Here is a 22,199-nt window from a genome sequence, read left to right as displayed (position 1 = left end):
AAAGTGCAAGGAGGATGCCATGAACTGGGATCGCATCGAAGGAAACTGGAAGCAGATCAAGGGCAAGGCCATCGCCAAATGGGGTGCGCTGACCGATGACGAGCTGGACCAGATCAAGGGCCGCCGCGAAGAGCTGGTGGGCCTGGTGCAGGAACGCTATGGCCGCGCCAAGGACGAGGTCGAACGCGAAGTCGATGAATGGGGCCGCGGCATCTGACGCCGGTCCCCCGGATTTTTGCAATGGCCCGCGCCCACCGCGCGGGCCATTGCTTATTTTGCCGACCGTGGCCCCGCCACAAGCCAGATGATGAATCCCAGAAGCGGCAGCAGCACGACCAGCAGGCACCACAGCACCTTGGACCCGGTCCTGCGCGACGAATTGATGATGGAAACAAGCGCCCAGATATCAAGCGCCAACAGCAAAAGCCCGCCAAGCCCGCGCAGTTCAAACATGTTCATGCCAGAAATTCCTTATCCGTTGTGTCGGCACCTTCCGAACGCGGCGCCCCGCGGCTTGTTCCCCCGCGGCAATATCGGCCTGCACGGGAACCCGCAGCGCAAGGCGCGCGTTACCCTGACAGAATGCGCCAAGGCGCGTTGAACACCCAGAACAAAGGAGAATGCCATCCTTGGTTGGGCACTGACCTTTCTTGTAATCGCGCTGATCGCCGCGGCGCTTGGGTTTGGCGGCATCGCCGGGGCGTCGGCGGGGATCGCGCAGATCCTGTTCGTGATCTTCCTGATCCTGTTCGTGGTTGCGATGATCGCCCGCGCGGTGCGGGGCAAGCCGCCGGTCTGACGCGGCCGACAAAACCAACGGTAAAAAGGCCGCGGCTTGCGTCGCGGCCTTTCGTTTGCGCGGGGCGGGCCTATTCGATCATCGGGAAGTATTCGGGCGGGGACAGGTTCATCTGTGGCAACCCATCCGACCCGGGCTGCAAAAGGCGGATTTCGGGGCCAAGCGCCTGATCGGGATGGGCAACCGCGATCAGGCCGATCGCCTGGCGCACGGCCAGCCGGCCTTGTTCCATCGGGTCATCAAAAGGCGCGGCCAGAACCTGCCCGCCGATCAGGCCGCGTTTGATGGTATGGCTGCTGTAGGTGGCCACAAGGCCCGGTCGGGGCGTCGCATGCTGCACCGGTTGGGCAAGATGGCCCATCGCCGCCTCGATCGCAGGCGCCGACCCGATCAGGAAATCCGCCCCGGGCCAGCGATCAAGCGCGTCTTCGACCAGCCGCAGCTGTTCGCGCAGGCCGGTATCCGCGCCCAGCACCCCCACGATCCGGACCGCGCTTTGCGCCAGTTCATCGCGCAGGCCAGTTTCAAGCGGGCCAGTCCAGCCCGCCTCGGCCGGGCCCGAAATCAGCACCGCCTGCCGGGGCGCCGTGCCCAAAGGGTGACGTTCGGCCAGATAGCGGCCGACCGCGCGCCCCATATCGGCCCAATCCACCCCGACGCGCCCGGCCAGATCGGGGGCGTCAAGGGCATTGACCAGCCCGAACACCGGGCGCTGGACCGCGGCCTGTGAAACCGCAGCCAGAAGCGCAGGGTGATCCGAACTGACAGCCCCGATCAACACCGCATCCGCCCCGCGATCAAGGCAGCCTTCAAGCTGCGCGATCTGGGTCTGCAGCGCGCGATAGCCGCCCGCCTCAAAGAACATCAGGTCCACGCCATGACGCCGGGCCTCTTCTTCCAGCCCGTAGCCAACGCTTAGCCAGTATTCATCCTTGAAATGGGGAACCAAAACACACAGGCGCGTCTCGGCCCCTGCCGCGGCCCCGGCCCAAAGTGTGGCGATCCCCGCCACAAGGGCGATTGATCGCGCAAGCGCGCGCCCGTAACACTGGCACATGCGCAAGGCCCGTTTCGATACCCAGCTTCTATCGGTTTTCGCCATACTGGTTGCCCTGACCGTGATGGTGGGCGCAGCGGCGATCACGGTGAACTGGTATCTGATCCGCACCCATGACGAGATCATAGACCGAAACCTTCCGGCAAGGGAATTGGCCGCGCAGATCGGCACGCAATCCGGATTGATGGCACCCCTGATCGACGGGCTGGCGCGCGCCGAAACCGATGCCGAAACCGCCCGGATCGCCAAGACGCTGGCCACGTTGATCGCGGAAATCGAGACGGGGCTTGCCCAGCTGGCCGGGACACAGGGTGCGCCCGTGGGGAACGAGGCACCGGCAGCGATCCTTGCGCGGATGGTTGCGACGGCCGCCGACGCCACGGCGCTGCGCCGCGATCTGATTGCCGGGCAACAGCGGGTCGACGCGGCTGGCGCGCGGCTGGAAGACATCATCTCGGCCCAGGTCGATCTGGCGCGGTTGCGGGTGACGGCTGGGCTATCGGCGCTGTATCAGGCCCCGCAGACCCCGCCCGACCCGCGCATCGATGCCCTGGCGGACAGGTATTTCTTCGCCTTCGACCGGCTGGCCGAACTGGTGCGCATGGTCGACGCGCTGCGCTTGCAGGCCTTGCGTGTGGCAGACCCCGTCACCGCCGAAGAGATCGCGCAGCGCCGCGCCTTCATCGCAAATGCCCATGATCTGGCCTTGCGCCGGGCGCAATACCTGCCGGTCCTGTCGGCGCGGCGCGAGGTCATCGATCTGCTGGGCCGGTTCGGCGAAACCGCACAGCCCGGCGGGGCGCTGGATCAGCGGCTGCGCCTTGAACAGCTGCGCGCCGCCCTTGCCGCGGATGAAGACCGCCTGCGCGACCATGTCGCGACGCTTTCAACGGCGGCGGAATCGCTGCGCGATGCGGCCCAGTCCGAAAGCCTGGCCGATATTGCGCGCGCGGATCTGTTCGTATCGCGCCTGACCGCGGCGCTGGTTGTCTTCATCTCGGCGGCATTGATGGCGGCAAGCCTGCTGTGGATCTATGCCCGTAAGCGGCTGGTGAAACGGCTTGGCACGGTGGCGGAACGCATCGTCGCCGTGGCCGAGGGCGATTTTGCAACCCGCGTCCCGATCAGCGGCCATGACGAAATCGGCCGGATGGAAAAGGCGATCAACATCCTGCGCCGCCGCGCCGCCGAGGCCGCCCGCCTGCGGGACCATCTGGAAGAGGCGGTCCTGACCCGCACGACCGATGTGCTGCGCGAAATGCAGGCCTCGGATGCCGCGCGCATCGAGGCGGAAGAGGCGAACCGCAAACAGACCCAGTTCCTGGCCCGCATGAGCCATGAGATCCGAACCCCCCTGAACGGGATCATCGGCATGCTGGAACTGTTGCACCAGGAGACCGCCCCGGCCAGCGGGCAGCGGCGGATATCGGTCGCGCTGACCGCGGCGCGTGATCTGCTGGAAATCACCAATGACATCCTGACCTTCACCGCCGCCCAGGAACCCGCCGCCCGCCGTAATGCGGTGCATTTCGACCTGCGCGCGCTGATCGGCCAGCTGGGCCAGCAGCTGCAAGGCCTGGGCCAGGCCAAGGGACTGGAAACCGTGATCGATCTGCCGCAAGACGCGCCGCCGGTGTTGCTGGGCGATGTCGTCAAGATTCGGCAGGTGCTGACCAACCTGATCTCGAATGCGGTGAAATACACGGCCCGGGGCAGCGTTTCGCTTGTGGTGGATCACGCGCCCGGCCCCGAGTCGGGTTCAGCCGTCCTGAGCTTCAGCGTAAGCGATACCGGCATGGGGCTGGATCGGGACACCCTGGCGCGGGCCTTCGATGTCTATAACCGGTCGGATGCGGCGCGGCGCGCCGGCACCGAGGGGGTGGGCCTGGGTCTGGCCATCTCGCGCCAGCTGACCGAGGCGATGGGCGGCGGGCTGCATGTGGAAACGGAACCGGGGCTTGGGTCGCGGTTCACGCTGACGGTGCCGCTTGGGATCGGCGATCCGGGCCAGATCGCGGCGGAACCCACCGGGGCGCCCAGCGCCCAGTTCGACCTTTCCGTGCTGGTGATCGAGGATCATCCGGTGAACCGGATGGTGGCGCGCGGATTGCTGGAAAAGCTCGGGTGCACGGTCACCGAGGCCGAGGATGGCAGCACCGGCCTGCGGCTGGCCACAGCGGCGCGGTTCGATCTGGCGCTGATCGACCTGGACCTGCCCGACATGCCGGGCACCGAGGTTGCGGCGGGGCTGGCGCGCCTGCCCGATCCGCCCACGCTGGCGGCGCTGACCGCGCATCTGATCGCCGATACCCCGGCCGAACGCGCGCGGCTTGGGATGCAGGCAATCCTGGCCAAGCCGGTATCGCCCCGCGCCCTGATGGCACTGCTGCACACGATCGCGCCCGCCGGGGAAACCCCGACCGCGCCCCCCATGCCCGAAGACCCCGCCATAGCACAGGATGATCCGACCCTTGCCGCCCTGCGCGCGGATCTGCAGGCGCTGGGCGAAGCCACCGTGACCGAGATCGTGCAGATCTTCCTTGACGACCTGCCCGCGGCCCTGACCGGGCTGCAGGCCGAAACCGGCACCGCCCGCGCGCGCGCGGCGCACAAGCTGAAGGGGGCGGCGGCGAATTTCGCCCTGACACCCCTGTGCGACCTTCTTGCCGCGGTTGAGACTGCGCCCGACGATCTGCCCGCAGAGATTGGTGAGACGGCCCGCACCGCCGAAGCGCAGTTGCGCAGGGCCGCCCGCGCGCTTGGACTTCAGCTGTCTGACGGAACCAGCCGGTAACCTTCGCCGTGGATCGTCAGGATCCAGTCGGGATTGGCCGGGTCTTGTTCGATCTTCTTGCGCAACCTGCCGACGATCACATCGATCATCCGGTCATTGGGGCGCAGATCGCCGCGCCCGATCAGTTCGGCCATGCGCGCGCGCCCCAGCGTCAGCCCGGGATGATCGGCCAGCGCCACCAGAACCTGAAATTCCTGCGGGCTGAGCGGCTCGGCCCCGACAGGCGACACCAACCGCCGCCGGATGCGGTCCAGCCGCCAGGGGCCGATGGCGTCGGTGGGGCCGGGCCCCTGGGGCGGGCCACCCAGATCGGCGATCCGGGCCAGCAGGTTCTTGACCCGGGCGGCCAGTTCGCGTGGATCATAGGGCTTGGTCACATAATCGTCCGCGCCCATTTCCAGCCCAACGATCTTGTCGACCTGGTCGCTGCGCGAGGTCAGCAGGATGATCCCGACCTTGGATCGCGCGCGCTGTTCGCGGGTGATGGTCAGGCCATCCTTGCCTTCCAGATTGATGTCCACCAGCAAAAGCTCGGGCGGATCATCCTCTATCAGATGTTCCATCGTTGCGGCATCGGCCGCCTCGGACACGCGATAGCCCAGCGCGCGCAGATGCGCTGCCAGCCGCATCCGGCTGACCCTGTCATCTTCGACGATCAGGATGTGATGGCGCATGGATCGTTCTTACAAAGCTTTACATCTTCTCACAATGCAAATTGCGCGACATCAACGGGCGCCCCCGTCCAAATTGGTAAACAGCTTCGAACGCGCAGCTTACGGAGGCCACGATGTCGTTTACCAACCCAACCCGCCGCGCCTTTTTGCAGGGCGGCGTCGCCGCTTTTGGCGTCGGAAGCCTGATGGGCAGCACCGCGCTGGCCGCGATCGACCCCAATTCGCATACAGGCCGCATCTTTCACGCCACCCACTACGGCCCGTTCGAGGCCGTCGTGCGCGATGGCAAGCTGGTCGGCCTGTCGCCGATGATGGAACTGGATCAGCGCCCGACCGAGATGCTCAGTTTCGGTGTGCTGGACCGCACCTATGACAAGACCCGGATCAACTATCCGATGGTCCGCAAATCCTATCTGGAAGGCTGGGAAACCGGCGACACCAAGTCCGAACTTCGCGGCAAGGAAGAATATGTCCGCGTCGATTGGGACACCGCGCTGAAACTGACCGCGAAGGCGATCGTGGATACCGTCGCAGAGCACGGCAACCAAGCGATCTTTTCGTCGTCCTACGGCGGCTGGAGCCATGCCGGCCTGATGCGCCCCAACGTGCTGCAGGGTCGCCTGTTCAACCTGATCGGCGGTTGCACCAACACGCAGGGCGACTGGTCGGCCGGCGCAAGCCAGATCAGCCTGCCCCATGTCATCGGCGACATGGAGGTTTACTCCGCCCAGACCGCCTGGGAAGTCATCCGCGACAATACCGAGGTGTTCGTTCTGGTCGGCTGCGACCCGATCAAGAACAACCGCGTGGAATATACCGTGGCTGACCACGGCATGTATCAGCCCTGGGAACAGATCCGCGACAACGGCTGCAAGTTCATCTCGATCAACCCGCAGAAAACGGCCTCGGATGAATTCTTTGGTTCGGAATGGGTGAAGATCGTCCCCAACACCGACGTCGCCCTGTTCAACGCGATGGCCTTCCACGTGCTGGAAAAGGGCCTGGAAGACCGCGCCTATATGGAAAAATACACCGTCGGGTCCGACAAGTGGATCGCCTATGTCAATGGCGACACCGACGGCACGCCGAAAACGCCGGAATGGGCCGAAAAGATCACCGGAATCCCGGCTGACAAGATCCGCGAACTGGCCGAGCTGCTGGCCACCTCGAAAACCGAGATCGCGGGCGCGTGGTCGCTGCAGCGTGCGCATCACGGCGAACTGACCCACTGGGCCATCGTCAACTTTGCCGCGCTGACCGGCAAGATCGGCAAGCCGGGCGAGGGCGTGGGCTTTAGCTGGCATTACGGCAACGGCGGCATGCCGCAATCGGGCAAGGCCACGCCTGCGGGTCTTAGCCAGGGCAAGAACCTGGTCAAGGGCATCTGCCCGGCCTCGCGCATCACCGAAATGCTGGAAAACCCCGGCATGGAGTTCACCTATAACGGCAACAAGGGCGTCTATCCGGACGTCAAGATGATCTACAATTCCGGCAACAACTTCATGTCGCACCAGCAGGATACCAACCGGCTGATCCGCGCGTTGCAGAAGGTGGAAACCATCGTCAGCCAGGACGTGTGGTGGACGGCAGCAACCCGCTGGGCCGATATCGTGCTGCCCGCGGCCTCCACGCTGGAACGCGATGACATCTCGGTCGGCGGCACCTATTCCAACGACCGCATCTATGCGATGAAGAAGGTGATCGAGCCAGTCGGCGAAAGCCGCGACGATTTCGAGATCTTTGGCGCGCTGGCCGATCTTCTGGGCGTGGCCTCGGCCTATTACGAATGGGACCAATTCCCCGAATATATGGACATCCTGAAATTCGCCTACGGCCGCACCTCTGCGGCGCAGGATACGCCGTTCGAAGAATTCTGGGAAAAGGGCTATGCTTGGCAAAAAGCCCCGCAAGAGGCCCGGCAGTGGGTGCGCCACGGCGATTTCTACACCGACCCCGAGGCCACGCCGCTGCACACCCGGTCGGGCAAGATCGAGATGTTCTGCGACACCATCGCCGAAATGGGGATTGAGGACATGCCCGGCATGCCGGTCTGGCTTGAGCCGCACGAATACCTGGGCAATGCCAAGGAAGGTCAGTTGCATGTGGTCAGCCCCCACCCGTGGTTCCGCCTGCACAGCCAGATGGGCAATTCGGAACGGCTGCGCGATCTGTACATGGTGCAGGGCCGCGAGCCGGTGCGGATCAACCGTCAGGATGCCGAAGCGCGCGGGATTGCCGATGGCGATCTGGTCGAGCTGTACAATGATCGCGGCACGGTGATCGCAGGGGCGGTGGTGTCCGATGACATCATGCCGGGCGTCGTCTCGATCTATGAAGGGGGCTGGCCGCAACTGGACAGCAAGGGGCGCTGCAACTCGGGTCTGGTGAACTTCCTGACCTCAACGCAGCGGTCCTCGGGGCTTAGCCAGGCGACCACGGCCAACACCTGCCTGATCAGCCTGCGCAAATGCGAAGACCCCGAAGGCCCGAACATGGCCTATGACAAGCCGCCGATCCTGGAAGATGTCGAAATCGGCGCCGTGGATGACGAAAAGCTGGGACTTGACCGGATCTATGACCTGGTCGCCTCGCTTTACGCCAGCATGGAGCCGGGCGAGAAGATCTTCTACGAACGCTGCACCGTCTGCCACGGCCCGCGCGATCCGGGCGGCTTCACGCAGATGCAGTGGAAAGGCATCCTGCCTTCGATGTTCCCGCGCGCAGGTCTGGATGAGGCCGAAATGGCACTGGTCTCCGACTTCCTGATGAAGAACGCATCGGACGCGGTGAACTGATCCCTACCCCTGGATGGCAGCCGGCCTTTTCCCCGGCTGCCAGCCTTGCGCGCGGGCCCTGTCCCTTCGGGCCCGCGCGCCAGCACAGAAAGACGCAAGATGATCCAGAACCAAGGCAGTTTTGAAACCGGGCCCCATCGGCCCGCCTGTGGCCCGCTGATGGACCGTTTTTGCCGCAAGGTCGGCTATCTGCGCGTCTCGGTTACCGACCGCTGCGATTTCCGCTGCACCTATTGCATGGCGGAAAAGATGCAGTTCCTGCCCCGGCGCGATTTGCTGAGCCTGGAAGAGCTGGATCGGCTCTGTTCTGCCTTCATCGACCTGGGCGTGACCAAGCTGCGCGTCACCGGCGGTGAGCCGCTGGTGCGCCGCGATGTCATGCAATTCTTCCGCCGCCTGTCGCGGCACCTGGACAGCGGCGCGCTGCGCGAACTGACGCTGACCACCAATGGCAGCCAGCTGGCGCGCCATGCCGCCGATCTGGCCGCCTGCGGCGTGCGGCGGGTGAATGTGTCGCTGGATACGCTGAACCCTGAAAAATTCGCTTCTTTAACCCGGCGCGGCCAACTGGCCCCGGTGCTGGAAGGGATCCGCGCCGCCCGCGATGCGGGCCTGCGCGTCAAGATCAACACCGTCGCCCTGAAGGGCTTTACCGAGGAGGAGCTGTTCCCGCTGGTCGACTGGTGCGGTGCCGAAGGCCACGATCTGACCTTCATCGAGGTGATGCCCATGGGCCAATCCGCGGTCGAGGAACGGCTGGATCAGTTCTGGCCGCTGTCGGACCTGCGCGCCCGCCTGGCCATGCGCTACAGCCTGACCGATATGGCCGAAACCACCGGCGGCCCCGCCCGCTATGTCCGGCTGGCGGAAACCGGCCAGAAGATCGGCTTCATCACGCCGCTCAGCCATAGTTTCTGCGAAAGCTGCAACCGGGTGCGGCTTAGCTGCACGGGTGAACTGTTCACCTGCCTCGGCCAGGAAGGTTCCAGCGATCTACGCGGCGTTCTGCGCGAAAGCGACGATGCGGCGGCACTGAAAACCGCGATCCGTGCGGGCATCGGGCTGAAACCGGCGGGCCATGACTTCGACTATTCCCGCCAGACCGTCGCGGGCGCGATGCGCCGGACGATGAACCATACCGGGGGGTAAAGATGCAAAGTCTGGATGTCCTGTATTTCGCCTGGCTGCGCGAACGCATCGCTGAACCGCGCGAACGGATTGAAACCGCCGCCGCCACCGCGGCCGAACTGATCGCGGAACTGGCGCAGCGCAGTGATCGCCACGCCGCAGCCTTTGCCGACCCCTCGGCGGTGCGCGTAGCACTTGATCAGGTTCTGGCAGACCCCACGGCGCCGCTGGCCGGCGTGCGCGAGGTGGCCTTTTTTCCGCCGATGACGGGGGGCTGACATGACGCTGACCCATTTCAATGCCGAAGGGCACGCGCATATGGTCGATGTGGCGGACAAATCGCCCACCGACCGCCTTGCCATCGCCGAGGCCTGCGTGGTGATGGCCCCGGACACCCTGTCGCTGGTGCTGGCGGGCACGGCCACCAAGGGCGATGTCCTGGGGGTTGCGCGGCTGGCGGGGATCATGGCTGCCAAGCGCACCGCCGATCTGATCCCGCTGTGCCATCCCCTGCCGTTGACCCAGGCCTCGGTGGATTTCATCCCCGACACCGCCTTGCCCGGCGTGCGCATCCGCGCCACGGTGCGCACCCGCGGCAACACCGGCGTCGAGATGGAGGCCCTGACCGCCGCCACGGTTGCGGCCCTGACGATTTATGACATGCTCAAGGCCGCCGAAAAGGGAATGCGGATCGAAGGGGTCCATCTTACGCTGAAAGAGGGCGGGAAATCGGGCCGCTATGTTGCAACAGGGTCGGGGGCCGCGCGATGAAACTTGGCTATGTCAGCCTGCAAGGCCGCGGGCGCACGGATGCGTTGATTGCCCAGGCCGCCGAATTTCTTTCCGCCGAGGGCCTGCGCCTGTGCGGCACCGTCCAGACCAACCCAAGCCGGCCGGGGCGGACAAAATGCGACATGGACCTGCGTATCCTGCCCGATGGTCCGGTGATCCGCATCAGCGAGGACCGGGGCGATCTTGCCCGCGGATGCCGGCTTGATTCCGGCGCGCTGGAACAGACCGTGCAACAGGTGGAACAGCGCCTGGACGGGGCCGATCTGCTGATCGTCAACAAGTTCGGGAAACGCGAAACGGAAGGCCGCGGCCTGTCCGCCCTGATCGCCGAGGCGCTGGATCGCGGGATGCCGGTTCTGGTCGGGGTGAATGCGCTGAACCTGCCGGCCTTCCAGGAATTTTCCGGCGGTCTTGCCCAGGCCCTGCCGCCCGACCCGGCCGAGATTGTCCGCTGGGTCAAGGCGCGCTGATGGTCCCGGACCAGACGGTCCCACCCGACCCTGTGGTCCGGTGGGGCCGCTGAGGGGCCCGCGCGTGACCCGGGGCAACGGCGATCAACGCCGTCTCAGCCCCAGTCGGATCTGCTTTTCGATCTCGATGATCGCAAAGAAGGCGACGCCGATTGCAACGATCAGTACGCCATCGCCCAAGGGAACGGGCCGGGTGCCCAAAATCGTCTGCAAGGGCGGCAGATAGGTCACCGCGAATTGCGCGGCCGTGACGGCGATCACCACCGTCCAGACCACCTTCGTCCCGCGCACCGCCGCCCATGTCAGCGAGGTGCCGTGGATGTTGCGGATAAAAAACAGGTGGAAGATTTCCAGAACGACCAAGGTGTTCATCGCCATCGTCTGCGCCAGCGCAAGCGGATAGCCCCTGTCGATGGCATAGCTGAACATGCCGAACACCGCTGCAAGGAACAACAGCGCCACCAGAACCACATGCCAGACCAGCCCGCCCGACAGGATCGGCGCATCGCGCGGGCGCGGCGGGCGGCGCATGGTGCCGGCCTCGGTCGGCTCAAAGGCCAAGGCGATGCCAAGGGTGATACCGGTGATCAGATTGACCCACAGGATCTGCACCGCCGACATCGGCAGCGCCATCCCCGCCATCAGCGCGACGATGATGACAAAGCTTTCGCCCGCATTGGTGGGTAGGGTCCAGCTGATGACCTTCTTGAGGTTGTCATAGACCGTCCGGCCTTCGCGCACCGCCGCCGCGATCGAGGCGAAATTGTCATCCGCCAGCACCAGATCGGCCGCCTCCTTGGCCGCTTCGGACCCTTTCAGCCCCATGGCGATACCCGCATCGGCCCGTTTCAGCGCGGGCGCGTCGTTCACGCCATCGCCGGTCATCGCAACCGACAGGCCATTGGCCTGCATCGCGGTCACAAGGCGCAGCTTGTCCTCGGGGCTGGTGCGGGCAAAGATGTCGACCGATGTCACCTCCAGCGCAAGCTGCGCGTCATCCAGCTTGTCCAGATCGGCGCCGGTCAGAACGGCGCGGGTGTTTTCCAGCCCGATCTGCGCGGCAATGGCGGCGGCAGTGCCCGCATGATCGCCGGTGATCATCTTTACCCGGATGCCAGCGGCGCGGCATTCGGCCACGGCGGCAATCGCCTCGGGGCGGGGTGGGTCGATCAGCCCGACAAGGCCCAGAAAGGTCAGGCTGCCGTCAAGCGTGTCTTCGGCGATGTCCGTGCCCGCCTCGGCCCGTTCGGCCAGCGCAAGCACCCGCAGGCCACGCCGGGCCATCGCCTCGGCCCGGTCATGCCAGTGATCAAGGTCAAGATCGCGGCACATGCGCAGCACGCGTTCGGGCGCGCCCTTGACATGGGTCCAGCGACCATCCGCCGTTTCGGTCAGCACGGCCATGAAACGGTGGCGGCTGTCGAAGGGAATGGCATCCAGACGCGGCCCATCGCCGGGGGGCGCGATCTTGCCCGCAAAGGCCAGCAGCGCGCCTTCCATCGGATCGCCCTCGACGGTCCAGATCCCGCCGCGATCGACCAGCGCCGCATCGTTGCACCGCGCCGCCGCGCGCGCCAGACGCGTCAGATCGCCGGCGGGTGTGACCTCGCCCTGCGGGGTATAGCCTTCGCCGGTGACCGTGAAGCTGCCCTGCGGTGTCTCGGCGGCGACGACGACCATTTCGTTGCGCGTCAGGGTGCCGGTCTTGTCGGTGCAGATAACCGAGACCGAGCCAATCGCCTCAATCGCGGGCAGGCGGCGCACGATGGCATGGCGGCTGGCCATGGCCTGCACACCGATGGCCAGGGTGATGGTCATCACCGCGGGCAAGCCTTCAGGGATGGCCGAGACCGCGATGGCCACCACCGTCATGAACAGGTCCGAGAAATCCTGATGGCCGACGAAATAGCCCCAGGCCAGCAGCAGCCCCCCGGCCAGCAGGATCAGGAACGACAGCCAGCGCGCAAAATGATCCATCTGCGCGATCAGCGGGGTGGTGAGCTGTTCGACGCCCGCCAGAAGCCCGCCGATGCGCCCGATTTCGGTGGCGCGGCCGGTGGCCACGACCAGCCCCCGCGCCGTTCCCTTGGTGACCAGTGTCCCCGACCAAAGCATCGACCGACGGTCGCCAAGCGGGGCATCCGCACTGACGGGGGCCACGCCCTTTTCCACCGGGACGGATTCGCCCGTCAGGATCGCCTCTTGCGCGGCCAGGCCGCGTGCTTCCAGAACGCGCAGATCGGCGGGCACCTTGTCGCCCGCCTCCAGCAAGACGATGTCGCCGGGCACGATCGCCGCGCCCTCGACGCTTTGGCGTCGCCCGTCGCGCAGAACGGTCGCGCGCGGGGCCAGCATGTTGCGGATCGCTGCCATCGCGGTTTCGGCCTTGCCCTCCTGGATGAAGCCGATCACCGCATTGGCCAGCACCACCGCCAGAATGACCCCGGTGTCGATCCAGTGCTGCAGGGCGCCGGTGACCAGCGCCGCGCCCAGCAGCACATAGATCAGCACATTGTTGAATTGCGCCACAAAGCGCAGCACGGGGCCGCGTGCATGGGCTTCGGGCAGGCGGTTCGGACCATGCTGGGACAGACGCCGGTCTGCCTCGGCCCCGGTCAGGCCATCGGGACGGGCGTCCAGATCGGCCAGGCATTCGGCGGCGGGGCGGGCATGGGCATCGGTCATAGGGCTCTCCTTTAGGATCGGCCGGGGATGGCGGTCAGGCGGGTTCGCGACCCTCGGCGGCGATTTCGGGGATTTCGGTGCGTTCTTCCTCGGCCGCGCCACAGAGCAGCTCAACCGACCGGTCAGCGGCATCCTGGAACGGTTCCAGCACCAGATCCGCGCCCGATCCGAAAAGCACTTCGGTATCGGCGGCGCTGTGCGAGGCGGCGGCAATGCGGCCCGCAAACCCCGCCGTCCGGGCCAGCTGAATCAGGGTCCGGCGGGCATCTTCGTGGCTAAGCCCCGTGGGATGGATCGGCACGGTCGAGACCACCCATTGCGCGCCGCGCAACGGCAGTTCGGCCACGAATTCCGGGTCGGTCGCATCGCCGAAATTCGCCTCAAGGCCCAGTTCGCGCCAACGTTTCACCGCCTCGGGGTTGAAATCCACCCCCAGCACCGTGATCCCGCGCTTTTTCAGCCGCATGCCGATGGCCGTGCCAAAACGGCCCAGCCCGAAGATGATGACCCGATAGGCCCGGCCCTGATGGGCGCCGGTTTCGGACGGCTCACGCGGGGTGCCCTTGCGTTCGAAAATACCCAGAACAGGCTCGAACAAGGCGTAAAGGTGGTGCGAATAGCTGATCATGTAGGTCGAGGCCGCGATCGTCACCAGACCGACCATCGTCACCAGCCCCAGCGCATCATCGGCCACATGACCAAGGCTGACGCCCATGGCAACGAAGATCAGGGAAAATTCGCTGATCTGCGCCACCGTCAGCCCGGCCAGAAAGCCGGTGCGCTTGCGATAGCCCATGGCCCCCATGATGGCCAGCACGATCAACGGGTTACCGATCAGCACGAAGGCCGAAAAGATCACCGCCCCGGTCACATGCGCGCCCAGAAGCGACAGATCCAGCGTGGCGCCAAGCGCGATGAAGAAGAACAGCAAAAGGAAATCGCGCAGGGGGGCAAGCCGCGCCGCGATCGTTTCGCGATACGCGGTTGAGGCCAGCGCCACGCCGGCCATCAGGCCCCCCACCTCTTTGCCCAGGCCCACCGCGTCGCCCACCGCGGCAAACATCGCGGCCAGCGCGATGGAGAAGATCACCAGAAGTTCCGGCGCGCGGGCCAACCTTTCGGTCAGCGGATCGGCGGCATAGCGCACAAACAGCACCACCGCCCCCACCAGCGCCACGCCCGAGGCCAGCACCATCAGAACCGATCCGCCGCCATGCCCGCCACCTTCGCCCGGCGCGCCGATGCCGATCGCCGACAGGACGATCATCGCCAGCACCACGACCAGATCCTGCACGATCAGAAAGCCAAGGGCGATCTGGCCATGCAGCGCGTCGATCTCACGCTTGTCGGACAACAGCTTGACGATGATGATGGTGGACGAAAAGGTCAGCGCCACGGCGACATACAGGCTGGTGACATGGCCCAGCCCCAGCGCAAGCCCGATCAGATAGCCGAAGAAGGCGGTGAAGGCGACCTGCCCAAGCCCCGTCAGCACCGACACCGCACCCAACGAACGGATCAGCTTCACATCCAGCTTGATCCCCACCAGAAACAACAAAACCGCGATGCCAAGTTCCGACAACAGGTCGATCTGTTCGTCCGAATGCACGACATCCAGCGCCGATGGACCCGCGATCAGGCCCACGGCAATGAAGCTGACGATCAGGGGCTGGCGCAGCAGCGTGCCGATCAGCCCGATACCTGCGGCCATGACCAGAAGAATGGCGACTTCGGCAAAAGGGGACATTGGCATCATCACGTGACTTCCTCCTGACCCGCAGCCCCCCGCACTGCCCCGCCTGGTGCGCGGGGGGCGGTTTCGTGGCGTTGCAAAAAGCGGTCCAGATCGGCCTCGGCGATGCGCCAGCCCTTGCCGATGTCGATGGCGCGCAGTTCACCCTGCTTGATCCAGTGGCGCACCGTCGCCTCGGCGACCTTCAGGCGCCCGGCCACGTCCTTCACGGTCTGATATTGTTCGTTCGCCATCGGACACCCAAGTAAATGGTATTTTGATGTAGTATAGTGAAGAATTCTTCATCATGTTTGACCTCGATCAATCCATCCGACGTCAAGGCCGGATTAAATCACGTGGACACGGGTAGATGGGGGGAAACCATGCAGCGTATCATGTTGGCGACGGATTTTTCCGAACGGTCGGACAGGGCGCTACGCCGTGCCGTTCTGCTGGCGCGCGCGCATGGGGCGGTTCTGGACCTTGTGCATGTCGTCGATGACGACCGCCCCCGCCGGATCGTCGATCATGAGGCAGTGGATGCGCGCACGCTGATGCGCGAGCTGTCGCAGTCGTTGCGCGCTGCCGATGGCATTGACTGCGAAATGGAAATCGTCCTGGCCGATCCCTTTTCGGGGATCGTGCAGGCGGCGGAAAACCGCAAGCCCGATCTGCTGGTGATCGGGCCACACCGGCGGCAGATCCTTAAGGATGCCTTTCTGGGCACGACGGCCGAGCGGGTGATCCGGTCGGTGGATTGCCCGGTGCTGATGGTCAACGGTCCGCCGGTCGCGCCGTGGCGGCATATCCTGCTGACCACCGATCTTTCGGATGGCGCAAAACGCGCGCTGCATCGCTTTGCCGCGCTGGGGCTGGGGCAGGATGCGCGCCGGTCGATCCTGCATGTCTTCGACGTCCCGGCCCTTCGGCTGGCGATGTCTGGGTCGATGCCCAAGGATGACCGTGACAGCCATCTGGCAGACCAGCAGAGCGAAGCGCGGCGCAATCTGGCACGCTTCATGGCCGACCTTGCCTTCATGCAGGCGGAACCGGTGGTCCGTTACGGCGCGACGACAACGGTGCATGAAATCCACAGGGCGGCCGAAGCGCTGAACGCCGATCTGATCGTCCTCGCAAGCCATGGCAAAAGCGGGCTGGCGCGGATGGTCCTGGGCAGTGTCACCGAAAAGGTCTTGGCTGCCTCGGCGGTGGATGTTCTGGCCCTGCCACCCACAGCGCCCGAGGCGGATGCGCCCCGTCAGACGCAGGGGTAGCTGGCCGCTTCCGGGTGATGGCGGCCATGACGGCAACCTGGTAAAGAAATCCGCGATGCATGCGGATACAGGTGATGTCGGTGCACCACACTAGGTTGGGCCGGGTGATCGCCAAGTCCCTGAGCAGGTATGGATAAATCTTGTCGGTTCCTGGTGGACCGGCACCAAACGCATCTGCTTCATGAGCCGCCGGACGCTGAGCCTGAGATGATCCTGCTTCCTCGCCTTCGCGCACTACTGCGGCATGCGCATGTGACTGCGGCCATGGGGTGCGGCGCCAGCACCGCACCGCGCGTGATCTTCTGCTACACATGTCCCGGCGTTCTGGGCGTCGTTCAACAGAAGACGGGTCGGGACGTGCATATCCTGCTGCACCCCGAGTTGAAGGCGCTGATCGACCGTCTTGCGCTCGACAACCTAGCCTTCCTTGTCGTTTCGAACGGCGAGCCTTTCGTTCCTGCAGGATTCATGAACGGATTCCGCGCGATGGCAGTTGAGGCCGGGTTGCCCGATGGGCTGTCGCCGCACGGGCTGCACGCCGCATGACATCATGGCGATCAGCGGTCACTGGCCGCTGGCAGAGCTGTCTTGTTGCACGATTGAAGCGGGCAGGAGTGACCTGGCGTAACGGGTCGTTGACACGCTCGACCGGATCGAAACCGGAGCAGAGACTGACAAACCTGTCCAAGCGGTTTGACGATACGCCCATCAACCGATTGGTTTTTTCTGAATTATCTTGGGGAAATGGCGGACCCGGAGCGATTCGAACGCCCGACCCCCAGATTCGTAGTCTGGTGCTCTATCCAGCTGAGCTACGGGTCCACTGTGGGGCGGGATTTAGACCTGGTGTCGGGGGTTTGCAAGGGCAAAATTCGGAAAATGTTAGAAATGCGCGCAGCTCAGGCTGCGGTGCTGTCCAGGACAAGATCCTTTGGCAGGTGCAGCATGAATTCGGTGCCCTCGGAATCGGTGCGCACCAAGTCCAGGCGGCCGCCGTGGCCGCGCACCAGTTCGGCGGCGATGGCAAGGCCAAGGCCCGTGCCGCCCTTGCGCGTACCCCCGGCAAAGGGCTGGAACAGATGTTCGCGCGCGCGCTCGGGCAGGCCGGGGCCGGTGTCGCCGACCCGAATCCACCAGCCGCTTTCCTCTTCGCCGGCGCCGATCTCAATGGTGCCGGGCCGCCCCGTCGCCTCGATCGCCTGACGGGCGTTTCGCACCAGGTTGGACAGGACGCGGTAAAGTTGTTCGCGATCCGCCCGGATCACCAGATTCGGCGCGATGTCGGTGACGAAATCCACCCCTGCGGCATTGGCCGAAAGGGTTTCGCCTTCGATCACCTCGGCGGCCAGACCTGCCAGCATGAAACGTGACAGTGCCGGTGGCGGCTCTTCCGCGCGACCGAAGGTCAGCGTCGTTTCGCACAGGTTCACCGCGCGCGAGATCGAATTGACCAGCTTCGGGGCCGACCGCTTCACCGCCGGGTCGTCGCTTTCCTCCATCCGGTCGGCAAACAGCTGTGCGGTCGTCAGGATGTTGCGCAGATCATGGCTGATTTTTGCAACCGCCTGACCCAGTTGCGCCAGCCTTTCCTTTTGGCGCAGCGCCGCCGTCAGGTCGCGCTGCATCGAGGCCAGCGCGTCTTCGGCCACGCGCAGTTCGGTGATCCGGGCCTGTGGTGCGATGATCCGGCGGGCATCTTCTGGGGCTTCGGCATAGGCGGCCATATGCGCCACCACGCGCTTGATCGGCGTAACCATCAACCGGCGCACCGCCAGGAACAGCAACAGCGCGGTCAGCACCGAGATCACCGCAGACAGCACCAGCAACCGCATCCCATATTCGATCATCGCGGCCCGCATCGGCGCGGTTTCCATCGTGACCTCGATCACAAGGCCGCCTTGCCGGACCGGATCGCCGATCACCCGGATCACCTGATTGGCCGGATTGCCCAGAAGCACCAGCGCATCGCGCATCCGTCCCAGCGCGGATCCGTCGCGCAGATCATAGGTTGCCGCAACCGCCTCGGGAATGGGCGAGGACAACACCAGCTGGCGCATCGCATCGCGGCGCAGAACCACGTTGAACACGCCGGCGTTTTCCAGCAGTTCCGATTCCAGGTCGGGGTCGATCAGCTCATCCGTCGTCAACAGGGCAAGCGAGGCAATCTGCGCGCGTTCTAGGCGCGTCAGCAGGTAATCCTCACGAAAGTTGCCAAGCGAGGGCAGAAGAATCAGCACTTCGGCCAGCATGACGAAGACGCTCGTCAGCATCAGGAAACGACCAGAGAGTGTGTTCAGCGCCATGCCTCACCCATTCGCAACCGGATCGCGGGCCACATGCCCGCCGTCCCGCCGCCGCATTTTCAGGAAATACCAAACCCTTCGCCGAATAAATAGGTGCCTTGCCGCACCGGCAAAAGCCTGCGAAGAAAATCCGCGCGGGCGAATTGACTTGGAACCCAAGCCCGACTAAAGACCGGGCTTCGAATGACAGAGGCTCTCGAATCCTTGCGGTTTGGGCGCCCGAACCGGAGTGATCGCGATGAAACGCACTTTTCAGCCGTCGAACCTTGTTCGCGCCCGCCGCCACGGCTTCCGCGCCCGCATGGCGACCAAGGGTGGCCGCCGTGTGCTGAACGCCCGCCGCGCCAAGGGCCGCAAGGTTCTTTCGGCGTAAGGCAGGAACGGCCCGCAAGGCATGACACCGCCGGAGGTTCCCGTGACTGGCCCGCAAGGCCGGGGCGCGGGAAGCGCACCGGCGGTTTCCGTTTGCGCGTCGCCCCGAGTTGAGGTTCTGCGCCAGCGCGCCGATTTTCTGCGTGCGGCTTCGGCCCGGCGGCAAGGCGCGCCGGGTTTTCTGCTGCAAGCCCGCCCCCGCAAACCAGATGAGCCTGTTGCGCCGGACCTGATCCGCGTTGGGTTCACCTGTTCGAAAAAGGTCGGCAATGCGGTTGCGCGCAACCGCGCCAAGCGCCGCCTGCGTGAGGTGGCTCGCCTGGTTCTGCCGGGTGCCGGTCGACCCGGCTGGGATTATGTGCTGGTCGGCCGTCCCGGCGCCACTGCCGAGCGCGACTTTGCCGCGATGCTGGACGATCTGCGCCGCGCCCTGACCGAAGTGCATTCCGACAAGCCCCGCAAACCCCGACCCGAGCCTGTCCCCCCGAAAGGCCCCAGACGGGGGCGCGGATGAGCCCGCTGGCCCACCTTCTGGCCCTGCCGGTGCGGGCCTATCGGTTGCTGCTCAGCCCCTGGGTCGGCCATGGCTGCCGATATCAGCCCACCTGTTCGGCCTATGCGCTAGAGGCGCTGGAAAAACACGGCGCGCTGAAGGGTGGCTACCTGACTGCCCGCCGCATCTGCCGCTGCCACCCCTGGGGCGGCCATGGCTATGATCCGGTCCCGCCCGCGAAGGATGATCCCGATGCTTGATGATGACGCCGAACCGATCCACCCGCTGTTCGCGGGCGCGCCTTCCTCGACCGAGTTCAAGAAGCTGCGCAAGCGCATCGTGCGCGAAACCCGCGAGGCGATCGAGACTTACGGCATGATCGAACGCGGCGCGAAATGGCTGGTCTGCCTGTCGGGCGGCAAAGACAGCTACACCCTGCTGGCTGTGCTGCACGAATTGCAGTGGCGCGGGCTGCTGCCGGTTGAACTTCTGGCCTGCAACCTCGATCAGGGCCAGCCCGGCTTTCCGGCGACGGTTCTACCCGAATTCCTCGAAAAGATGGGCGTTCCGCACCGGATCGAATATCAGGACACCTATTCCATCGTCGTGGACAAGATCCCGCGGGGCCGCACCTATTGCAGCCTGTGTTCGCGCCTGCGCCGGGGCAACCTGTATCGAATCGCGCGCGAAGAGGGGTGTTCCGCCGTGGTCCTGGGCCACCACCGCGACGACATTCTGGAAACCTTCTTCATGAACCTGTTCCACGGCGGGCGGCTGGCAACCATGCCGCCCAAGCTGTTGAACGAGGAGGGCGATCTGTTTGTCTACCGCCCGCTGGCCTTTGTGGCCGAGGCCGATTGCGAGAAATTCGCCCGGGCGATGAATTACCCGATCATCCCCTGCGATCTGTGCGGATCCCAGGACGGGTTGCAGCGCCAGCAGGTCAAGCAGATCCTGGACGGGTGGGAGGCGCGCAGCCCCGGCCGTCGGCAGGTCATGTTCCGCGCGTTGATGAACGCGCGGCCCTCGCACCTTCTGGATCCGTCGCTGTTCGATTTCGCGGGGTTGATGCGGGGCGGCACGCCGGCGGAATCCGAAGAATTTAAGATAAACCCTCCGAAACTGCGGCAGTCGGATTAACCGGCTGCTGACCATTGCGCCCTAGCCTGCCGGGATAGGGGCGTGTGCCCCGGGAAAGCGGTGCCGGGGGCAGGTGATGACCGGAAGAATTGTTCATTGGGCACGGGCGGTGGCGGCGATGCTGCTGCGACGGGAAATGGCTGTCTTTCTACCTGCCATTGGTCTGGCTGGGCTCTGGTTCGGGGCTGACGCGATGATCCTGATCGCGGCGACCGCGTTGGGTGTTGCCTGGATGGGGCGGACCTTGCCGCCCTTGGCGCAGGCCAAGGCGGGCCTTGATGCGGCAACGGGTCTTTGCCTTCGCCCCGAGGCTGAGGCGCAGATTGACCGCGCATTGGCCACCGCGCGTGAAACGGGTGGCAAGACGGCAGCTCTGGTTGTCGGTTTTGACGATGAGGAATCGGTCCAGGCTGACCGCAGCCAGACAGAGGTTGATCATCTGCTGCGCCGCAGTGCCGAACGCCTGCGCGGTGCATTGCGCGACCGCGACATCCTTGCCCGCCTTGATGGGCTACGCTTCGCGGTCATCCTGCAACCGACCCCCCGGCTTGACCTTGAGGGGTTGATCCAGATTTCGTCCCGCCTACAGGCCGCTGTGGAAACCCCGCTCTCTATCCGGCAGCAGACGGTGACCGTCACGGCGCATGTCGGCTTTTGCCCGATGAGCAGGGCCCCGAAGATGACTGGTGCCGCCCTGCTTTCGGCGGCCGAAGCTGCTGCGGATGCAGCCCGGCGCAGTGGCCCCAGCGCGATTCGTGCCTATGCGCCCGACATCTGGCCTGCGCGCATGCATGAAGATGATCTGACCCGCGAAGCCGCCGCCGCCCTTGAGGAGGGCCGCATCATCGCCCATCTGCAGTCGCAGTTGTGTACCGATACCGGCGAGGTATCTGGTTTCGACGCTGTGCCGCGCTGGCTTCATGCGGCGCGCGGCATTCTAACCGAGGCCGAAATCATGCCAGCGATCGAATCGGCGGGCCTGCTTGGCCGTCTGCAGGAGGTTCTGGTGTTCAACGCCTTCCACGCCTTGCGTGATTGGGACCGCCAGGGCGCCGGCGTTGCGACAATCAGCCTTCCGGTTCACCCACAGTCTTTTCACGACCCCAAGTTCGCCTCTCGCATGCAATGGGATTTCGACAGGTTCGAAATTTCGCCAGGAAGGGTGCGCTTCGTGCTTTCGCCCGCAATCCTGCCGCTTCTTGTGGATGAGGTGGTGCGCCACAATCTGGACGCTCTTTGTGAGATGGGCGCGGGCCTGGATCTGTCGGATTTCGGGATGGGGGCGACGTCGGTGGCCCAGATCCGTCGGTCGGGTGCGCAACGCCTGCGCCTGCATCGGACGTTTGTTGCCCGCATTGATACCGATCCGGCGCAGCAGCGCGCCGCCGCCGCGCTGATCGCGATGGCGGACGGGCTGGGCCTTGAAACGCTTGCCGATGGCGTTGGCTCGATCGGTGAACATGCGATGTTGGCACAGCTGGGTTGCCGTCACGTTCAGGGGGCAGGCATCGCCCGGGCCATGCCGCAAGAGGAAACGGCGGCTTGGCTCGAACGTCACCGGGCCAAGATTTCGCAGCCGCCACGCCTGGGGCGGGGGCGTAGCACAGGGGGATGAAGCGGCCACGCGTGGCTCTCTCTGCCGTGAAGCCCGGTAAAAGCGCTTGACCTTTCGCCAGCCCTTCTGTTGAACC

22 protein-coding genes, 1 tRNA gene and 1 pseudogene are annotated in these 22,199 nt (G+C 65.1%); 15 read left to right on the top strand and 9 right to left on the bottom strand.

The genetic code is table 11. From position 1 onward, the window contains the following. Positions 1 to 19: 19 nt before the first annotated feature. Positions 20 to 217: a CsbD family protein gene (locus MXB90_RS08955; RefSeq protein WP_250043761.1), complete on the top strand. Its 198-nt coding sequence runs from the start codon at positions 20 to 22 to the stop codon at positions 215 to 217. Between the two features lie 53 nt (positions 218 to 270). On the opposite strand, the gene MXB90_RS08950 is transcribed toward MXB90_RS08955, so the two are convergent. Continuing rightward, positions 271 to 453, bottom strand: coding sequence for a PLDc N-terminal domain-containing protein (locus MXB90_RS08950; RefSeq protein ID WP_250043920.1), 183 nt, complete (start codon positions 451 to 453; stop codon positions 271 to 273). A gap of 172 nt (positions 454 to 625) precedes the next feature. Between MXB90_RS08950 and MXB90_RS08945 the strand changes: the two genes are divergently transcribed. Then, positions 626 to 799, top strand: coding sequence for a DUF1328 domain-containing protein (locus tag MXB90_RS08945; RefSeq protein ID WP_250043918.1), 174 nt, complete (start codon positions 626 to 628; stop codon positions 797 to 799). 70 nt (positions 800 to 869) lie between these two features. Here MXB90_RS08945 and torT read toward each other — a convergent pair whose 3' ends face one another. Further along, positions 870 to 1,856, bottom strand: a complete 987-nt coding sequence (torT, locus tag MXB90_RS08940; protein ID WP_250043759.1) for a TMAO reductase system periplasmic protein TorT — start codon at positions 1,854 to 1,856, stop codon at positions 870 to 872. On the opposite strand from torT, the gene MXB90_RS08935 reads away from it, so the two are divergent. Further along, positions 1,855 to 4,650 carry an ATP-binding protein gene (locus tag MXB90_RS08935; protein ID WP_250043757.1) on the top strand — a complete coding sequence of 932 codons (2,796 nt, stop codon included), beginning with the start codon at positions 1,855 to 1,857 and terminating at the stop codon, positions 4,648 to 4,650. The genes torT and MXB90_RS08935 overlap by 2 nt on opposite strands. On the opposite strand, the gene MXB90_RS08930 is transcribed toward MXB90_RS08935, so the two are convergent. Next, the gene (locus MXB90_RS08930) at positions 4,623 to 5,324 is read right to left on the bottom strand and encodes a response regulator (RefSeq protein WP_250043755.1); all 702 of its coding nucleotides are present in this window, start codon (positions 5,322 to 5,324) and stop codon (positions 4,623 to 4,625) included. The two genes, MXB90_RS08935 and MXB90_RS08930, sit on opposite strands and share 28 nt — an antisense overlap. A 113-nt stretch (positions 5,325 to 5,437) precedes the next feature. Between MXB90_RS08930 and MXB90_RS08925 the strand changes: the two genes are divergently transcribed. The 5 genes from MXB90_RS08925 to MXB90_RS08905 all read left to right on the top strand — a co-directional run bounded on the left by MXB90_RS08925 (position 5,438) and on the right by MXB90_RS08905 (position 10,509). Beyond that, positions 5,438 to 8,119 (top strand): molybdopterin-dependent oxidoreductase, encoded by a 2,682-nt coding sequence (locus MXB90_RS08925; RefSeq protein ID WP_250043754.1) that lies wholly within the window; start codon positions 5,438 to 5,440, stop codon positions 8,117 to 8,119. A 159-nt stretch (positions 8,120 to 8,278) separates the two neighbouring features. Then, positions 8,279 to 9,268 (top strand): GTP 3',8-cyclase MoaA, encoded by a 990-nt coding sequence (moaA, locus tag MXB90_RS08920; RefSeq protein WP_250043751.1) that lies wholly within the window; start codon positions 8,279 to 8,281, stop codon positions 9,266 to 9,268. Positions 9,269 to 9,279: 11 nt separating this feature from the next. Next, on the top strand, positions 9,280 to 9,525 hold the full coding sequence (gene moaD, locus MXB90_RS08915; RefSeq protein ID WP_250043916.1) for a molybdopterin converting factor subunit 1: 246 nt from the start codon (positions 9,280 to 9,282) through the stop codon (positions 9,523 to 9,525). Position 9,526: 1 nt separating this feature from the next. Next, complete coding sequence (moaC, locus tag MXB90_RS08910; RefSeq protein ID WP_250043749.1) at positions 9,527 to 10,018, top strand: cyclic pyranopterin monophosphate synthase MoaC; 492 nt, start codon at positions 9,527 to 9,529, stop codon at positions 10,016 to 10,018. After that, a complete protein-coding gene (locus MXB90_RS08905; protein ID WP_250043748.1) occupies positions 10,015 to 10,509 on the top strand; it encodes a DUF2478 domain-containing protein in 495 nt (164 codons plus the stop codon). Before moaC ends, MXB90_RS08905 begins: the two co-directional genes overlap by 4 nt. 84 nt (positions 10,510 to 10,593) lie before the next feature. On the opposite strand, the gene MXB90_RS08900 is transcribed toward MXB90_RS08905, so the two are convergent. The 3 genes from MXB90_RS08900 to MXB90_RS08890 are packed head-to-tail and all read right to left on the bottom strand — an operon-like array spanning position 10,594 to position 15,180. Then, positions 10,594 to 13,194: a cation-transporting P-type ATPase gene (locus tag MXB90_RS08900; RefSeq protein WP_250043747.1), complete on the bottom strand. Its 2,601-nt coding sequence runs from the start codon at positions 13,192 to 13,194 to the stop codon at positions 10,594 to 10,596. A 34-nt stretch (positions 13,195 to 13,228) separates the two neighbouring features. Next, on the bottom strand, positions 13,229 to 14,950 hold the full coding sequence (locus MXB90_RS08895; RefSeq protein ID WP_250043746.1) for a cation:proton antiporter: 1,722 nt from the start codon (positions 14,948 to 14,950) through the stop codon (positions 13,229 to 13,231). Continuing rightward, a complete protein-coding gene (locus tag MXB90_RS08890) occupies positions 14,950 to 15,180 on the bottom strand; it encodes a helix-turn-helix domain-containing protein (protein WP_250043745.1) in 231 nt (76 codons plus the stop codon). Before MXB90_RS08890 ends, MXB90_RS08895 begins: the two co-directional genes overlap by 1 nt. A 129-nt stretch (positions 15,181 to 15,309) precedes the next feature. Here MXB90_RS08890 and MXB90_RS08885 point away from each other — a divergent pair, with 129 nt between their 5' ends. After that, positions 15,310 to 16,200 carry a universal stress protein gene (locus MXB90_RS08885; RefSeq protein WP_250043744.1) on the top strand — a complete coding sequence of 297 codons (891 nt, stop codon included), beginning with the start codon at positions 15,310 to 15,312 and terminating at the stop codon, positions 16,198 to 16,200. 7 nt (positions 16,201 to 16,207) lie between these two features. Here MXB90_RS08885 and MXB90_RS08880 read toward each other — a convergent pair. Further along, a pseudogene (locus MXB90_RS08880) lies at positions 16,208 to 16,404 on the bottom strand (IS3 family transposase); the annotation flags it as partial. Between the two features lie 3 nt (positions 16,405 to 16,407). Between MXB90_RS08880 and MXB90_RS08875 the strand changes: the two are divergent. Further along, a complete protein-coding gene (locus MXB90_RS08875; protein ID WP_462982258.1) occupies positions 16,408 to 16,746 on the top strand; it encodes a hypothetical protein in 339 nt (112 codons plus the stop codon). Positions 16,747 to 16,945: 199 nt separating this feature from the next. Here the strand turns inward: MXB90_RS08875 and MXB90_RS08870 are convergent. Both MXB90_RS08870 and MXB90_RS08865 read right to left on the bottom strand, forming a co-directional pair. Then, a tRNA-Arg gene (locus tag MXB90_RS08870) sits at positions 16,946 to 17,022 on the bottom strand. A gap of 77 nt (positions 17,023 to 17,099) precedes the next feature. Beyond that, entirely contained in the window at positions 17,100 to 18,503 is a 1,404-nt protein-coding gene (locus tag MXB90_RS08865; RefSeq protein ID WP_250043743.1) for a sensor histidine kinase, read from the bottom strand. A gap of 238 nt (positions 18,504 to 18,741) precedes the next feature. Between MXB90_RS08865 and rpmH the strand changes: the two genes are divergently transcribed. From rpmH to MXB90_RS08840, 5 genes are all read left to right on the top strand, one after another. Continuing rightward, on the top strand, positions 18,742 to 18,876 hold the full coding sequence (rpmH, locus tag MXB90_RS08860) for a 50S ribosomal protein L34 (protein ID WP_073061402.1): 135 nt from the start codon (positions 18,742 to 18,744) through the stop codon (positions 18,874 to 18,876). A gap of 21 nt (positions 18,877 to 18,897) precedes the next feature. Next, positions 18,898 to 19,389, top strand: coding sequence for a ribonuclease P protein component (gene rnpA / locus MXB90_RS08855; RefSeq protein WP_250043741.1), 492 nt, complete (start codon positions 18,898 to 18,900; stop codon positions 19,387 to 19,389). After that, complete coding sequence (gene yidD, locus MXB90_RS08850; RefSeq protein ID WP_250043739.1) at positions 19,386 to 19,628, top strand: membrane protein insertion efficiency factor YidD; 243 nt, start codon at positions 19,386 to 19,388, stop codon at positions 19,626 to 19,628. The genes rnpA and yidD overlap by 4 nt, the downstream gene beginning before the upstream one ends. Further along, entirely contained in the window at positions 19,621 to 20,508 is an 888-nt protein-coding gene (gene ttcA / locus MXB90_RS08845; RefSeq protein ID WP_250043737.1) for a tRNA 2-thiocytidine(32) synthetase TtcA, read from the top strand. Before yidD ends, ttcA begins: the two co-directional genes overlap by 8 nt. A gap of 76 nt (positions 20,509 to 20,584) precedes the next feature. Beyond that, the gene (locus MXB90_RS08840; protein ID WP_250043736.1) at positions 20,585 to 22,123 is read left to right on the top strand and encodes a bifunctional diguanylate cyclase/phosphodiesterase; all 1,539 of its coding nucleotides are present in this window, start codon (positions 20,585 to 20,587) and stop codon (positions 22,121 to 22,123) included. Positions 22,124 to 22,199 lie beyond the last annotated feature (76 nt).

It is taken from the genome of Phaeovulum molybdatiresistens (genome assembly GCF_023544865.1).
Taxonomy (GTDB): domain Bacteria; phylum Pseudomonadota; class Alphaproteobacteria; order Rhodobacterales; family Rhodobacteraceae; genus Pontitalea.
This window is presented reverse-complemented; position numbering and strand designations above follow the sequence as displayed.

Excerpts from the sequence above, each read along its gene's own strand:
- MXB90_RS08955 (WP_250043761.1), top strand. The coding sequence starts at position 20 with ATGAACTGGGATCGCATCGAAGGAAACTGGAAGCAGATCAAGGGCAAG.
- MXB90_RS08950 (WP_250043920.1), bottom strand. The coding sequence starts at position 453 with ATGTTTGAACTGCGCGGGCTTGGCGGGCTTTTGCTGTTGGCGCTTGAT.
- MXB90_RS08935 (WP_250043757.1), top strand. The coding sequence starts at position 1,855 with ATGCGCAAGGCCCGTTTCGATACCCAGCTTCTATCGGTTTTCGCCATA.
- torT (WP_250043759.1), bottom strand. The coding sequence starts at position 1,856 with ATGTGCCAGTGTTACGGGCGCGCGCTTGCGCGATCAATCGCCCTTGTG.
- MXB90_RS08930 (WP_250043755.1), bottom strand. The coding sequence starts at position 5,324 with ATGCGCCATCACATCCTGATCGTCGAAGATGACAGGGTCAGCCGGATG.
- MXB90_RS08925 (WP_250043754.1), top strand. The coding sequence starts at position 5,438 with ATGTCGTTTACCAACCCAACCCGCCGCGCCTTTTTGCAGGGCGGCGTC.
- moaA (WP_250043751.1), top strand. The coding sequence starts at position 8,279 with ATGGACCGTTTTTGCCGCAAGGTCGGCTATCTGCGCGTCTCGGTTACC.
- moaC (WP_250043749.1), top strand. The coding sequence starts at position 9,527 with ATGACGCTGACCCATTTCAATGCCGAAGGGCACGCGCATATGGTCGAT.
- MXB90_RS08905 (WP_250043748.1), top strand. The coding sequence starts at position 10,015 with ATGAAACTTGGCTATGTCAGCCTGCAAGGCCGCGGGCGCACGGATGCG.
- MXB90_RS08900 (WP_250043747.1), bottom strand. The coding sequence starts at position 13,194 with ATGACCGATGCCCATGCCCGCCCCGCCGCCGAATGCCTGGCCGATCTG.
- MXB90_RS08895 (WP_250043746.1), bottom strand. The coding sequence starts at position 14,950 with ATGATGCCAATGTCCCCTTTTGCCGAAGTCGCCATTCTTCTGGTCATG.
- MXB90_RS08890 (WP_250043745.1), bottom strand. The coding sequence starts at position 15,180 with ATGGCGAACGAACAATATCAGACCGTGAAGGACGTGGCCGGGCGCCTG.
- MXB90_RS08885 (WP_250043744.1), top strand. The coding sequence starts at position 15,310 with ATGCAGCGTATCATGTTGGCGACGGATTTTTCCGAACGGTCGGACAGG.
- MXB90_RS08875 (WP_462982258.1), top strand. The coding sequence starts at position 16,408 with ATGATCCTGCTTCCTCGCCTTCGCGCACTACTGCGGCATGCGCATGTG.
- MXB90_RS08865 (WP_250043743.1), bottom strand. The coding sequence starts at position 18,503 with ATGGCGCTGAACACACTCTCTGGTCGTTTCCTGATGCTGACGAGCGTC.
- rpmH (WP_073061402.1), top strand. The coding sequence starts at position 18,742 with ATGAAACGCACTTTTCAGCCGTCGAACCTTGTTCGCGCCCGCCGCCAC.
- rnpA (WP_250043741.1), top strand. The coding sequence starts at position 18,898 with ATGACACCGCCGGAGGTTCCCGTGACTGGCCCGCAAGGCCGGGGCGCG.
- yidD (WP_250043739.1), top strand. The coding sequence starts at position 19,386 with ATGAGCCCGCTGGCCCACCTTCTGGCCCTGCCGGTGCGGGCCTATCGG.
- ttcA (WP_250043737.1), top strand. The coding sequence starts at position 19,621 with ATGCTTGATGATGACGCCGAACCGATCCACCCGCTGTTCGCGGGCGCG.
- MXB90_RS08840 (WP_250043736.1), top strand. The coding sequence starts at position 20,585 with ATGACCGGAAGAATTGTTCATTGGGCACGGGCGGTGGCGGCGATGCTG.